Source organism: Micromonospora sp. HM134 (assembly GCF_007833915.1).
GTDB classification, from domain to species: Bacteria; Actinomycetota; Actinomycetes; order Mycobacteriales; family Micromonosporaceae; genus Micromonospora; species Micromonospora wenchangensis.
In genome coordinates, this window is record NZ_CP041061.1 from 5,323,511 (window position 1) to 5,336,574 (window position 13,064).

Consider the following 13,064-nt stretch of genomic DNA (forward strand, 5'->3'; position numbering starts at 1 on the left):
CGGTCAGTTCCCACCGGACGGCTGATCGACGCCCCGGGCCGGGGACGCCACGTACTTGCCCACCCGGGCGACAAGCATCGCCATCTCGTACGCGATCAGGCCGACGTCGGCGTCCGTGCCGGCCAGCACCGCCAGGCACGCGTTCGGCCCGGCCGCCGTGACGAACAGGAACGAGGACTCCATCTCGATGATGGTCTGCTGGACCTGCCCGCCGCCGAACCGTTTCCCGGCGCCCCGGGCCAGGCTCTGGATGCCGGCGGCCATCGCGGCGAGGTGTTCGCCGTCGTCCCGCCCCATCCCCTCGGACGCGGCCATCAGCAGGCCGTCCGTGGAGAGCGCGACGGCGTGCTCGGCCTGCTTGACCCGGCCGACCAGATCGTCAAGCAACCACGTCAGGTCGGCACCGGATGCCGTCGTCTGCCCCACTCGTCGTCCTCTTCCCCGGCGCGTGCGCCGTGCTCGTTGCCGTCCCGTCGGCGGTGTCGCATCCGTCGCGACGCCGTCAGTCCGCCGGGTTGTCCGCGTCGTCCGGCCGCTCGCCGGCGCGGGTGCCCTCCAGCAGCCGGGCCGCGTCGCTGCGACCGCGTCGGGTGCCCGACTGGTAGGCGCTCATCAGTTGGCGTACCTGCTCGGGGGCGCGCCGCGGAGGGCCTACGGCCCCGGTCTCCCCGGCGTTCGGGGAAGCCCGCAGCTCGGGTGCCAGGTTCGCCTGGCGCACCCGCACCGGCAGGCCCGCGTCGGTCACCGGCCCTTCCACAGTAGGCGACGGCGGGTCGACGCCGTCGTCCGCCGTCCGCCCGTCCCCGGTCGGCCGGTCGGCCGGGTCGGGCCCGCCCGACCGGTCCGTGACCGGCCCGGCGTCGACCGGCCCGGCAGCCGTCGGGGCCGGTCCGGGGCCGGCCGGGGCGGCCGTCCACCGGTCGCCGGGCCGGGCCGGGCCGGTGGCCGCCGGGTCCGGGGTGGACGGTCGGACACCGGTGATCGGCAGGCCGGTCGGGACGGTCGGCCCGTGCAGCGCGTCACTGACCGGGGGCGGCGCGGAGGCCGGGCCCGGCTGGCGCGGAGGCCGCTTGCGGGAGCGGGCGGGCAGGCCGGCCGGGGTTACCGCGCCCGACGGCGGGACGGCCCACGGGGCCGTCGACGACGGGGTCGTGCCGGCCGGCGGCGGGGTGGCGGCGGCCGGCGGCGAGGTGGCCGGGATCGGAGCATCACCGGCAGGCGGTGCGGCGGAGGTGGGCGGGCCGGCGGCGAGGACCGGCTGGGCGCCGGACGGGCTCGGGTCACCGGGCACGACCAGCTCCGACGGGATCAGCACCACGGCGGTCGTACCCCCGTAGGCGGACTCCTTGAGCTGCACCTTCACCCCGTGCCGCTCGGTCAGCCGGCTCACCACGTACAGGCCGAGGCGGGCGGCGTCGGCCAGGTTCAACTCGGAACGGTCGCCGATCCGGCGGTTCGCCGCGGCCAACTCCTCCCCGGTCAGCCCCAGGCCACGGTCCTCGATCTCGATGGCGTACCCGGCGGTCACCAGTTGACCCCGCACCTCCACCGTGGTGGTCGGCGGCGAGAAGGACAGTCCGTTCTCGATCAGCTCGGCGAGCAGGTGGATCACGTCACCGACCGCCCGGCCGGCGAGCGCGACCGGCCCGAGCGGCAGCACGTCCACCCGGGTGTAGTCCTCGACCTCGGCGACCGCGCCGCGCACCACGTCCACCATGGGCACGTTGCGCCGCCAGGCCCGGCCCGGGGTGGCCCCGGAGAGCACGATCAGGTTCTCCGCGTTGCGCCGCATCCGGGTGGCCAGATGGTCCACCCGGAACAGGTCCTCCAGCTCCTCGGCGTCGTGTTCGCGCCGTTCCATCGCGTCGAGCAGGGTGAGCTGGCGGTGCACCAGCGCCTGGGTCCGCCGGGCCAGGCTGAGGAACACCCCGCGGACGTTGCGACGCAGCTCGGCCTGCTCCACCGCCGTCCGGACGGCGGTTTCCTGCACGGCGTTGAACGCCCGCCCGAGCTGGCCGATCTCGTCGTCGCCGAAGTCCAGGGGTGGGGCCTCGCGGGCCACGTCGACGTCCTCGCCACGACCGAGCCGGTCCACCACACCGGGCAGCCGCTCGTGGGCCAGCAGCAGCGCGGCGTCCCGCAGCCGGGCCAACTGGCGGACCAGGTGCCGGGCGGTGCTGATCGACACCACGATGGAGGCGACCACGGCGATCAGGCCGAGACCGGCGGCGAGCACCAGCCGGACGATGACGCCCACCGCGACCGGGGTGGCCCGGTCGATCAGCGCGTCGCCGATGGTCACCCCGAAGTCCACCTGGGCCTGCATCGCCGGCCCGACTGTCGACTGCCACTCCTGCGCGGTCAACGGCAGGGTGGCCCCCGACCGGGACTGCTGGATCACCCGGTCCTCCAGGACCCGGAACCGGGCCACCGCGTCGGAGCCGGCGAGCTGGTCGTAGCGGACCCGGTCGGCCGGGGACAGCTCGCCGGCCGCCTCCGCGGTCTGGTAGCGCTGGGCGCCGACCAGTTGGGCGAAGCGGGCGTACTCGTCGCCGGTCATCCGGCCCGCCGCGAGCACCCCGGTGATCAGGGCGTCCTGCTGGGAGATCAGTTCCCGCACCTGGTAGAGGTCGACCAGGGTCTCACTCTCGGCGGCGATCCGCGGGTCGTCGAGCTGGCCGAGCGAGCCGTACATCCGCAGCACCGCGGCGAGGATGGCGGTGTACGCGGCCGACGCCTCGGCCCGGTTCACCCCGGCGTCGCGCACCGACTCCCGGACGCCGGTGAGACCACTGAGCCCGGTCAGCACCTCGTCCACCCGGCGGCGGGTGTCCGCCCCGGTGGCCAGTTCGGCCTGCCAGCTGCCCACCGACGTGCCGAAGTCGTCCGACACCAGGTCGGTGCGCTGCCACTGGGCGGTCAGCGCGTCGAGTTGCGACTGGCCGCGTTCGCCCAGGTAGGCGTTGGCGAGCCGACGTTCGTCCTGCAAGGCGGTGAGCAGCGACTGGCCCGGGTCGGCCACCCGGCTGTTGAGCGTCTGGACGAACAGCAGGGTGAAGCCGTCCTGGACGGTCACCCAGGCCGCGAAGGACCAGAGCGCGACGAGCGAGGTGAGCAGGGCGACGATTTTGGTACGCAGACGCGTGCTGCCGGAACCCATCACACCGCCCCCGGGCCGGACCGTGGCCGCCGGACGCCCGACGCGTCACGACACACCTGAACCCGGCGCACGCTAGCAGTCGGCACCACCATCACTCAAGCCATGCTGATCATGGAGGCGGGGTCGGTGCCGCAGGTCGGAGGCGATGGTGACCACCATGGATGGTACCGGCCCGACGGTGTCGACGGGCACGACGGCGGGCCGGACGGGACCGTCGCCGGCCGGCCGACCCCGATCGCGGGCGCGGCCGAGCCCGCTGTGCCAGGCTCAGGGGCATGGACGACAAGAGCATCCTGCACCGGATCTCGGAACTGGTCGACGAGGAGCACCGGCTCCGGTCGGCGGCCCAGACCCACGAATCCGGCACCGACGACGAGGCCAAGGAACAACTGCGCGCGCTGGAGGAGTCCCTGGACCAGTGCTGGGACCTGCTGCGTCGCCGCCGGGCGGCCCGGGAGGCGCACGGCGACCCGGAGGCACAGGGCGCCCGACCGGTGTCGGAGGTCGAGCGTTACCTCCAGTGAACGCCCGACGCCCCGGACGGCCGCCGGCCGTCCGGGGCGTCGCCGCGTCAGCGCACCCCCGCCTCCCGCAGCAGCAGGCCGGTGAGGGCGGCCGGGTCGGTGTCGGCGGCGGGCAGCCCCCGGGCGGTGAACCAGGTGGCCACCACCCGCACATCGCGGGCCAGGAACTCCGGCCCCTGCGGGTTGGCGACCACGTCGACCACCTGCGGAAGGTCGATCATGACGAGCCGTCCCGCGTGCACCAGCAGGTTGTACGGCGACAGGTCGCCGTGGGCGTAGCCGGCCCGGGCCAGCACCACCAGGGCGTCCACCAGTTGTTCCCAGAGGGAGCGCAGCTCCGCCGGGTCGGGGCGGAGCTGGGCCAGCCGGGGCGCGGCGGTCCCCTCGTCGGGGTCGCCGACGAACTCCAGCATCAGCTCGGTGCCGAGCAGTTGCACCGGGTACGGCACGGCGATCCGCCCGGACTCCGCCCCGATCTCCCAGAGCCGGGACAGCGCGGTGAACTCGGCCGCCGCCCACTGACCGGCGATCATCTGCCGGCCGAACGCCGTCCGGCCGGCCATCGCCCGGTTCTCCCGGGACCGGCGCACCCGGCGTCCCTCCAGGTAGCCGGCGTCGCGGTGGAAGAGCCGGTGCTGGGCGTCGCGGTACCGCTTGACCGCCAGCAGGCAGGACCGGTCGGTGTCGGGCACCGCCCGACGGACGAGGTGGACGTCCGCCTCCTTGCCGGTCTTGAGCACGCCGAGGTCGGTGTCCCGGGCGGCCAGCTCGGTGACCAGCCACCGCGGGTGCGGTTCGGGCCCGTGCACGGCCTGGTCCCAGGAGGACCAGTCGTCCTCCGGTTCGGGCTCGGGTTCGTCCTCGGGTGCGGTACGGGCCGGCTGCCGGCCGTACGTCAGGAAGGGTGTCTCGTCGTCGTCGAAGCGGCTCCTGCCGCGGCCACGGCGCTGCGGCGCCGGGAGGTCGTGTTCGCGCACGGTGCTGGTGATCCCTTGGTCGAGGCTGATGGAGGCAGGTGGTACGACCCTGCGAAGACGGCCATGACCGACCTCCCTTCCTCGACCGGGCCCCGCCCGGCTGCGCGTGCGCGCCGGCCCATGCTGGCCGACGCCCCGACCGGGGCACAACCGATTTACCCGCCGGCGAGCACCACCGAGACCGCCGCGATCAACGAGTCGACGGTGCGGGTCGGGGCGAACCGGTCGTCGGTCCAGCTCCGGCCCCGGTGCAGCCACACGCTGGGCAGGCCGACCGCGGCGGCCCCGCCGATGTCGGCCTCCGGGCTGTCCCCCACCACCCACGCCCCGCGCAGCGGCAGCCGGGCCCGCTGGGCGGCCAGCGCGAAGATCCGGGGGTTGGGTTTGCTCACGCCGGCCTCCTCGGAGATCACCCAGTCGGCGATGTAGCGGTCCAGGCCGGTCTGCCGGATCTTGGCGTCCTCCAGCCGGACCGAGCCGTTGGTGACCACCACCGGCAGCCACCCGGCGTCGTCGGCGATCCGCAGCGCGCAGGCGACCAGCGGGTCCAGCCGGGTGTAGCCGACCACCCCGTCGTGCAGCTCCTCGACCAGGTCGATGGAGGGGATGCGCAGCGCGTACCGGTCCCGGATGGCGTCGGCGATGTCCCACCGGTCGGTCAGGCCGTCGGCGTCGATGGACAGCAGCCAGTCGATGTCGGTGGCCGGCGCGCCGATCTCGGCCAGGAAACCCTCGGCCCAGGCGCGGAACGGCCCGGCCCGGTCGAGCAGGGTGTTGTCCAGGTCGAGCAGGAGCAACGGCACTGAGGCACCTTACGGGAGAGGGGACCGCCGCCGACAGGGTCGAGCCGCCCGTCGTCGACCGTCGGGCAGCCGGGGTCGGGCGGGGGCGGTGCACGGGTGGGGGGAGGTGACCGGGGCTGTCGCCACCGGCCGATCCTAACCGGACGCGCGTCCGGCAGGCCGAGGTGACGGCCAATAGCAAGCCGTACGTACGGTTTGCCTTGCGCAGGGTCACCTGCGACGATCAACCCGTGCCCAGAGTAAGTCAGGACCAGCTCGACGCGCGCCGCCAGGAGATCCTCGGCGCGGCCCGGGCCTGTTTCGCCCGGCACGGCTACGAGGGAGCCACCGTACGCCGGCTGGAGGAGGCGACCGGGCTGTCCCGGGGGGCCATCTTCCACCACTTCCGCGACAAGGACTCGCTCTTCCTCGCCGTCGCCGAGGACGACGCCGCCGTGATGGTCTCCACGGTGGCCCGCAACGGCCTCGTCCAGGTGATGCGGGACCTGCTCGCCCGCGCGGTCTCCCCGGACACCACCGGCTGGCTGGGCAGCCAACTGGAGGTGTCCCGCCGGCTGCGCACCGACCCGGCCTTCGCCCGCCGGTGGGCGCAACGGTCGGCCGCCATCGCCGAGGCGACCCGGGACCGGCTCGTCCGGCAACGCGAGGCCGGGGTGCTCCGCGAGGACATCGACATCGACGTGCTGGCCCAGTTCCTGGAGCTGGCGTACGACGGGCTGGTGCTGCACCTGGCGATGGGCCGGCCCGCCGGCGATCTCGGGCCGGTGCTGGACCTGGTCGAGGAGGCCGTCCGCCGCCGCTGACCCCACCCGGGGCGGGGCAGGTCTCGGCTCGGTAACTCGCCCACCGCCGCCGTGCCGGCGTGGCGGGGCTGTCCCACAATGGGGCCGCGATCCCCCTCGCGCGACAGGAGCAGCCCATGAACACCCTTGCCGCACCGGGCGACACCTGGGGCATCCCCGGCCCGCTCTTCCTGAAGCTGTACCTGCTGGTCGCCGTCGTCGCCGTGGTCGGCGTGCTGGTGCACCGACGGCGCACGGCCGCCGGCCCGGACGCGGTCGGCGCCGACCAGCTCGGCCCGCAGCAGGTGGCCTACCTCAACGGTGGCGACCAGCTCGCCGTCTGGGCGGCGCTGGGTGGCCTGCGCGGCGCCGGTGCGATCGACGTCCAACCGGACCGCCGGTTGATCGCCACCGGGTCGACGCCCAGCGGGGTCACCCCGCTCGACCACGCGATCCGGCACGCCGCCCGCCAGCCGGTAGCCGCCCGGGAGCTGCGCCGCGACGCCGGGGTGGGCCGCGCCCTGGAGCAGCTGCGGCAGGGGTTGGAGCAGCGCGGCCTGCTGATCGACGCCGACGGGGTACGGGCCCTGCGGCGCGGACGGAACCTGCTGCTGGTGCTGCTGGCCCTCGGCGTGGTGCGACTGGTCGCCGGCCTGGTCAACGGCCGGCCGGTCGGCTGGCTGCTGCTCGCCCTGGCCGGGCTCGGGGTGGCGTTCGCCCTGGTGGCCCGTACGCCCCGACGGACCAGGACGGCGAACGTGATGATGCGTCGCCTGCGCAGCAGCAACCACCACCTCGCCCCCGACTCCGCCCCGGCCTACGCGACCTACGGTCCGGCCGGCGCGGCGATGGGGGTGGCCCTGTTCGGCACCGTCTCCCTCTACGCCCTCGACCCCGGCTTCGCCGCGCAGGCGGAGATCCAGCGGCAGGCGTTGAACGCCAGCAGCGGCAGCGGCTACAGCGGTTCCTCGGGTGTCACGTGCGGCGGCAGCACCTCGTCGGGCGACAGCGGCTCGTCGTGCGGTGGCGGCAGCTCCTGCGGCGGCGGAGGAGGATGCGGCGGCGGAGGGTGCGGCGGATGACCCGGCCGCAGGGGGTGGGCATCGGCTGGCGGCCGGAGATCGCCGGTTTCGTCGCCGCGCTGCCCGGCCTGCGCTTCGTCGAGGTGGTGGCGGAGTCGCTCGCCCCCGGCGGCCCCCTCCCGCCGGGGCTGGCCGCGCTGCGGGAGCGCGGTGTCACCGTCGTACCGCACGGGGTGCGGCTCTCCCTCGGCGGCGCGGAGCCGGTCGACCCGGCCCGGGTGACGCACCTGGCCCGGGTGGCCGAACTGGTCGACGCGCCCCTGGTCAGCGAGCACGTCGCGTTCGTCCGGGCCGGCGGGCTGGAGGCCGGGCACCTGCTGCCGCTGCCGCGCACCCGGGAGGCGGTGGCGGCGGTGGTGGCGAACGTCCGGCGGGCCCGGGCGGAGCTGCCGGTGCCGCTGGCGTTGGAGCCGATCGCCGCGCTGTTCGACTGGCCCGACGACGAGCTGGACGAGGCGGACTTCCTCACCGAGATCCTCGACGCCACCGACGCGGAACTGCTGCTCGACGTGGCCAACGTCTACGCCAACGCCCGCAACCGGGGCCAGGACCCGCAGGCCCTGCTGGACCGGCTGCCGCTGGACCGGATCGCCTACGTGCACGTGGCCGGCGGGGCCGAGCACGGCGGGCTTTACCACGACACGCACACCGATCCGGTGCCCACCGAGGTGCTGGAGCTGGTCGGCGCGCTGTGCGCCGGCCGCCGGCCGCCCGCGCTGCTGCTGGAACGCGACGGCCACTACCCGCCCGCCGACGTGCTGCGGGCCGAACTGGACGCCCTCGCCAGCGCCGCCGGCCACCCGGCCGTCACGTGAGCGCCACGCACGCCGCCGAGCCGGCCCCGCCCCCCGGCCCCACCCCGCCGGCGGGGCTGGCCGCCCGACAGGCCGCGCTGGTCGCCGCCCTGGTCGCGGGGGCTCCACTGCCGGCCGGCTTCGCCACCGACCGGGTCGACGCCGCCCGGCGGGCGCTGCTGCGCAAGCGGGCCGGGGAGGTCGCCCGCCACTGGCCGCTGCTCGCCGCCAGCCTCGGCGACGCCTGGCCGGCCACCTTCGCCGACTGGGCGGCCGGCCGGCCCACCGCCGGGTCGCTGCGCGACGGCTGGGACCTCGCCCGCGCGCTGCGCGACCGGGGCGCCCTCCCCCCGCTCGGCGCGGAGGAGCTGGCCGCCCGCGAGGCCGTCCACCGCTACGACGGGCGGAACCCGCCCCGCCGCCGCCGGTCGCCGGCCCTGGCCCGCAGCGGCGACGCCGTCGCCCTCCAGCTCGCCGGCCGGGTACGCCTGCTCCGCCCCACCCGCCGCTGACCACCGGCCCGCCGCGCCGACCACCGCCGGGTACGGCAGGATCGGTGGCATGGATCTCGGACTCACCGATCGGGTGTACGTGTTGACCGGCGCGTCCCGGGGGCTCGGCTTCGCGACGGCACGGTGCCTGGTCGCCGACGGGGCGCGGGTGGTCCTGTCGGCCCGGACGCCGGAGCGGGTCGCCGGGGCCGTCGAGCTGCTGGGTGGCCCCGACCACGCCATCGGCCTCGTCGCCGACCTGGCCGACCCGGGCCTGCCCGAGCGGCTGGTGATCGCCGCCCGGGAACACTTCGGCCGGCTCGACGGGGCGCTCGTCTCGGTGGGTGGGCCGCCCGCCGGCACCGCCACCCAGGTCAGCGACGCGCAGTGGCGGGAGTCCTTCGAGACGGTCTTCCTGGGCACCGTGCGGACGGCCCGGACGGTGGCCGCCGCGCTCACCGACGGCGGCGCGATCGGGTTGGTACTGTCCACCTCGGCCCGTACCCCGATCACCGGCCTCGGCATCTCCAACGGCCTGCGGCCCGGCCTCGCCGGGGTGGCCAAGGACCTGGCCGACGAGCACGGCCCGCGTGGCGTCCGGGTGCTGGGCCTGCTGCCCGGACGCTTCCTGACCGACCGCAACCGGGAACTGCTCGGCGACGACGAGACGGCCCGCGCCGCCGCGGAGGCGGGCATCCCGCTGCGCCGCATCGGCGATCCCGACGAGTTCGGGCGGGTCGCCGCGTTCCTGCTCTCCCCCGCCGCCGGCTACGTCACCGGGGTCAGCGTGCCGGTCGACGGCGGCGCGCTGCGCAGCCTGTGACCCCGCAGCGGGCGACGGGTCCCGCCGCCACCCCCGGACCGCCCCGCCCCACCCCCGGAGCGGTACGCCGGCCGGACCGGGCGGAGCTGGCCGCGGCGGCGGACCGCACCATCCCCGACGTGATCGGCCCCGGGCTGACGGTGCTCTTCGTCGGGATCAACCCGGGCCTCTGGTCGGCGGCCACCGGATGGCACTTCGCCCGGCCCGGCAACCGGTTCTGGCCGGCCCTGCACCGGGGTGGCTTCACCCCGCGCCAACTGCACCCGAGCGAGCAGGACACGCTGCCCGGGTACGGCCTGGGCATCACCAACATGGTGGCGCGGGCCAGCGCCCGGGCGGACGAGCTGACCCCGGCGGAGCTGGTGGCGGGCGCGCGGACGCTCACCGACAAGGTGACCCGGTACCGGCCGGCCTGGGTGGCCGTGGTCGGGGTGACCGCGTACCGGATCGGGTTCGCCCGGCCCCGGGCCGGCTTCGGCCCGCAGCCGGAACCGCTGGCCGGCGCGCGGCTGTGGGTGCTGCCCAACCCGAGCGGCCTGAACGCCCACTTCACCCCGCAGACCCTCGGGGCCGCCTTCGGCGAGCTGCGCGCGGCGGTGACCGGCCACCCGCCGTCCCCCGCCGGCTGACCGCCGCCGCGCCGGGCCACGACCACCGTCCGGGCACTCACGGTACGTCGCGTCACGCGTTCACGATGTGTCGTGTAAATGCCGACATCGAGGCAGGAAATTGCGAACGACGGATCGCGTTCCCATTGACCGGGATTTATTTCGAGCGTGCTTTCGAGTTCACGCTCGTCTAACATTGGGTACGCAATCGGCTACCTGCCGTCATTGCATTTCCCATCACGTCGGGAGCAGTTATGCCACAAGTCCGTTCTTCCCGCTTCGTCCGCCTGCTGGCCGCGGGCGCCGCCGGGGCCGCCACGGTGGCCGTGTTGCCCGCGGTCAGCGCCCAGGCGGGCACCTCGCCATTCACCGTCTCGGTCAAGGGTGGCTACAACAACACCCAGTCCCTCGGCACCGCCACCGGAACCGTCTCCGGGACGACGGGCAGCAACCAGGCGAGCTACTCGGTGACGCTGTGCGGGCAGAGCACCTACCCGAGTTCCCAGGTGACCATCAAGGGCGGCACCGCCAGCGCGAACCACACCGTCTACTACCAGAACTGCGAGACCTTCACCGGCGACCTCGTCTCCGCCTACGGATTTACCAGCATCGAGGTCACCGTGTCCGGTTCCACCTTCTACCCGGGCAACCAGTACACGACGTACACGAAGTCCCGCACGGTGTACTTCTGAGTCGCACCGCACCGAATGACGGAAAAGGCACCGGATTGACGACCGCCGACTGCCCCAGCCGGTGGGTCGGGTCCCGGTGCCCGGCGTGGGGATCGCCGTCGCAACCTCGGACCAGGTCGGGGTCCGCTCCCCCTGGCCTGGTCTCGTATCGCCGGCGACAGCACGCCGTGCGTATTCACCGCCCGGCGTCCCGCACGGACGCCGGGCGCACCTGGACGGGCGTCAGTTGGCCACGGCCGGGGGCCGCGCCTCCTGGGCGACGTAGGTGCCCATCGGCACGGTGGTGACGATCGGCTCGGACGGCTCGACGGCGTCCGGGTACGGGGTGGGCGAGTCGGCGACCGCGAACTGGGTGCGGTACAGCTCGGCGTAGAGCCCACCCACCGCGACCAGCTCGTCGTGCCGGCCCCGCTCGACGATCCGGCCGTCGTCGAGGACGAGAATCTGGTCGGCGTCGCGGACCGTGGAGAGCCGGTGCGCGATCACCAGCGCCGTCCGCCCGGTCAGCGCCACGGCCAGTGCCCGCTGCACCGCCGCCTCGCTCTCCGAGTCGAGGTGGGCGGTGGCCTCGTCGAGGATCACGATCGACGGGGCCTTGAGCAGCAGCCGGGCGATGGCGATGCGTTGTTTCTCCCCACCGGAGAAGCGGTAGCCGCGCTCCCCGACGGTCGTCTCCAACCCGTCGGGCAGGGCGCGTACCAGATCGGCCACCTGGGCACCGGCCAGCGCCGCCCAGATCTCGTCGTCGGTGGCGTCCGGCTTGGCGTACCGCAGGTTCTCGGCGATCGTCTCGTGGAACAGGTGGGAGTCCTGCGTGACCACGCCGATCTCGTCGCGCAGCGAGGCGAGGGTGGCGTCCCGGACGTCGACCCCGCCGACCCGCACCTCGCCGTCGGTGACGTCGTAGATCCGGGAGATCAGCATGGACAGGGTCGACTTGCCGGCCCCGGACGGCCCGACCAGCGCCACCATCTGCCCCGGCTCGACCCGGAACGACACCCCCTTGAGCACCGGCTCACCGACCGTCCGGTCGAGGGTGGCGACCTCCTCCAGCGAGGCCAGCGAGACGTCGGCGGCGGCCGGGTAGCGGAACCGGACGTCGCGGAACTCGACCCGCCCGGCACCCCGGGGCACCGGCACCGCGTCGGGCCTCTCCTCGATGCCGGGGCGCAGGTCGAGCACCTCGAAGACCCGGTCGAACGAGACCAGCGCGCTCATCACGTCGACCCGGACGTTGGACAGCGCGGTCAGCGGACCGTAGAGGCGGGTGAGCAGCAGGGCGAGGGTGACCACGGTGCCGGCGCTGACCGCACCGGTGACCGCCAGCCACCCGCCGAGCCCGTAGGTGAGCGCCTGGGCCAGCGAGGCGACCAGCAGCATCGCCACGAAGAACGTACGTGAGTACATCGCCGACTGGATGCCGATGTCGCGGACCCGCTCGGCCCGCGCGGCGAACCGACCGGCCTCCACGTCGGGCGAGCCGAACAGCTTGACCAGCAGCGCGCCGGCCACCCCGAACCGCTCGGTCATCGTGGCGTTCATCTTGGCGTCGAGGTTGTACGACTCCCGGGTGATCTCGGCCAGCCGCCGGCCCACCCGCCGGGCGGGGACCACGAAGATCGGCAGCAGGATCAGCGAGAGCGTGGTGATCTGCCAGGAGAGGGTGAACATCACCCCGGCGGTGAGCACCAGCTGGATGACGTTGCTGACCACCCCGGACAGGGTGGAGGTGAACGCCCGCTGGGCGCCCATCACGTCGTTGTTGAGCCGGCTGACCAGGGCCCCGGTCTGGGTGCGGGTGAAGAACTGCAACGGCATCCGCTGCACGTGGTCGTAGACCTGGGTGCGCAGGTCGAGGATGATGCCCTCGCCGATGCGGGCCGAGTACCAGCGTTGGACGAGGGAGAAGACCGCGTCGGCGACGGCCAGCCCGCCGATGACCAGGGCGAACCGCACGACCGTGGCACCGGCCTCCGGCCCGCCGCCGCTGATCGCGTTGATCACGTGGCCGGCGAGCACCGGGGTGGCCACCCCGATCACGGCGGCGATCACCACGGTCACCAGGAAGATGACGATGTCGCGCCGGTAGGGGTCGGCGAACGCCATGATCCGCTTGGCGGTGCCGCGCTTGAGCCGGTGGGTGGAGACCTCGTCGCCGTGGCGGATCGACCGGAGCATGCTCCAGCCGGCCATGTTGCCGCCCGTCATCGGGTTGGACATCGGTCACCTCCGTGTCGTGGCGGCACGCACCGTCGGGGTCGATTCTCCCGACGCCTACGACAACCTCGGTGGTAACCCGGCTCTTCCCGGGCAGTCCTTACCAGCCGC

Annotated in this window: 13 protein-coding genes; 8 read left to right on the forward strand and 5 right to left on the reverse strand. The window is 74.5% G+C overall.

The window, feature by feature from the left end:
• Positions 1–3: 3 nt before the first annotated feature.
• Positions 4–426 carry a roadblock/LC7 domain-containing protein gene (locus FJK98_RS22870; protein ID WP_145920836.1) on the reverse strand — a complete coding sequence of 141 codons (423 nt, stop codon included), beginning with the start codon at positions 424–426 and terminating at the stop codon, positions 4–6.
• Between the two features lie 76 nt (positions 427–502).
• Complete coding sequence (locus FJK98_RS22875) at positions 503–3,160, reverse strand: nitrate- and nitrite sensing domain-containing protein (protein ID WP_145920837.1); 2,658 nt, start codon at positions 3,158–3,160, stop codon at positions 503–505.
• A 275-nt stretch (positions 3,161–3,435) separates the two neighbouring features.
• Here FJK98_RS22875 and FJK98_RS22880 point away from each other — a divergent pair, with 275 nt between their 5' ends.
• Entirely contained in the window at positions 3,436–3,684 is a 249-nt protein-coding gene (locus FJK98_RS22880; protein ID WP_145920838.1) for a DUF2630 family protein, read from the forward strand.
• Positions 3,685–3,731: 47 nt separating this feature from the next.
• Here FJK98_RS22880 and FJK98_RS22885 read toward each other — a convergent pair whose 3' ends face one another.
• Together FJK98_RS22885 and FJK98_RS22890 are read right to left on the reverse strand one after the other, a co-directional pair.
• Positions 3,732–4,661, reverse strand: coding sequence for a serine protein kinase RIO (locus tag FJK98_RS22885; RefSeq protein WP_145920839.1), 930 nt, complete (start codon positions 4,659–4,661; stop codon positions 3,732–3,734).
• Positions 4,662–4,816: 155 nt separating this feature from the next.
• A complete protein-coding gene (locus FJK98_RS22890; RefSeq protein WP_145920840.1) occupies positions 4,817–5,464 on the reverse strand; it encodes an HAD family hydrolase in 648 nt (215 codons plus the stop codon).
• Positions 5,465–5,694: 230 nt separating this feature from the next.
• Here FJK98_RS22890 and FJK98_RS22895 point away from each other — a divergent pair, with 230 nt between their 5' ends.
• The 7 genes from FJK98_RS22895 to FJK98_RS22925 all read left to right on the forward strand — a co-directional run bounded on the left by FJK98_RS22895 (position 5,695) and on the right by FJK98_RS22925 (position 10,736).
• Complete coding sequence (locus tag FJK98_RS22895; protein WP_088645028.1) at positions 5,695–6,267, forward strand: TetR/AcrR family transcriptional regulator; 573 nt, start codon at positions 5,695–5,697, stop codon at positions 6,265–6,267.
• Between the two features lie 116 nt (positions 6,268–6,383).
• Positions 6,384–7,328, forward strand: coding sequence for a TIGR04222 domain-containing membrane protein (locus FJK98_RS22900; protein WP_145920841.1), 945 nt, complete (start codon positions 6,384–6,386; stop codon positions 7,326–7,328).
• The gene (locus FJK98_RS22905; protein WP_145920842.1) at positions 7,325–8,143 is read left to right on the forward strand and encodes a DUF692 domain-containing protein; all 819 of its coding nucleotides are present in this window, start codon (positions 7,325–7,327) and stop codon (positions 8,141–8,143) included. Before FJK98_RS22900 ends, FJK98_RS22905 begins: the two co-directional genes overlap by 4 nt.
• Positions 8,140–8,634, forward strand: a complete 495-nt coding sequence (locus FJK98_RS22910; RefSeq protein ID WP_240762287.1) for a hypothetical protein — start codon at positions 8,140–8,142, stop codon at positions 8,632–8,634. The genes FJK98_RS22905 and FJK98_RS22910 overlap by 4 nt, the downstream gene beginning before the upstream one ends.
• A 49-nt stretch (positions 8,635–8,683) precedes the next feature.
• On the forward strand, positions 8,684–9,436 hold the full coding sequence (locus FJK98_RS22915; RefSeq protein WP_145920843.1) for an SDR family oxidoreductase: 753 nt from the start codon (positions 8,684–8,686) through the stop codon (positions 9,434–9,436).
• Complete coding sequence (gene mug, locus FJK98_RS22920) at positions 9,433–10,065, forward strand: G/U mismatch-specific DNA glycosylase (protein WP_145920844.1); 633 nt, start codon at positions 9,433–9,435, stop codon at positions 10,063–10,065. The genes FJK98_RS22915 and mug overlap by 4 nt, the downstream gene beginning before the upstream one ends.
• A 233-nt stretch (positions 10,066–10,298) precedes the next feature.
• On the forward strand, positions 10,299–10,736 hold the full coding sequence (locus tag FJK98_RS22925; RefSeq protein WP_145920845.1) for a hypothetical protein: 438 nt from the start codon (positions 10,299–10,301) through the stop codon (positions 10,734–10,736).
• A gap of 222 nt (positions 10,737–10,958) precedes the next feature.
• Here the strand turns inward: FJK98_RS22925 and FJK98_RS22930 are convergent, their stop codons facing one another.
• Positions 10,959–12,944: an ABC transporter ATP-binding protein gene (locus FJK98_RS22930; protein WP_205789552.1), complete on the reverse strand. Its 1,986-nt coding sequence runs from the start codon at positions 12,942–12,944 to the stop codon at positions 10,959–10,961.
• Positions 12,945–13,064: the final 120 nt, after the last annotated feature.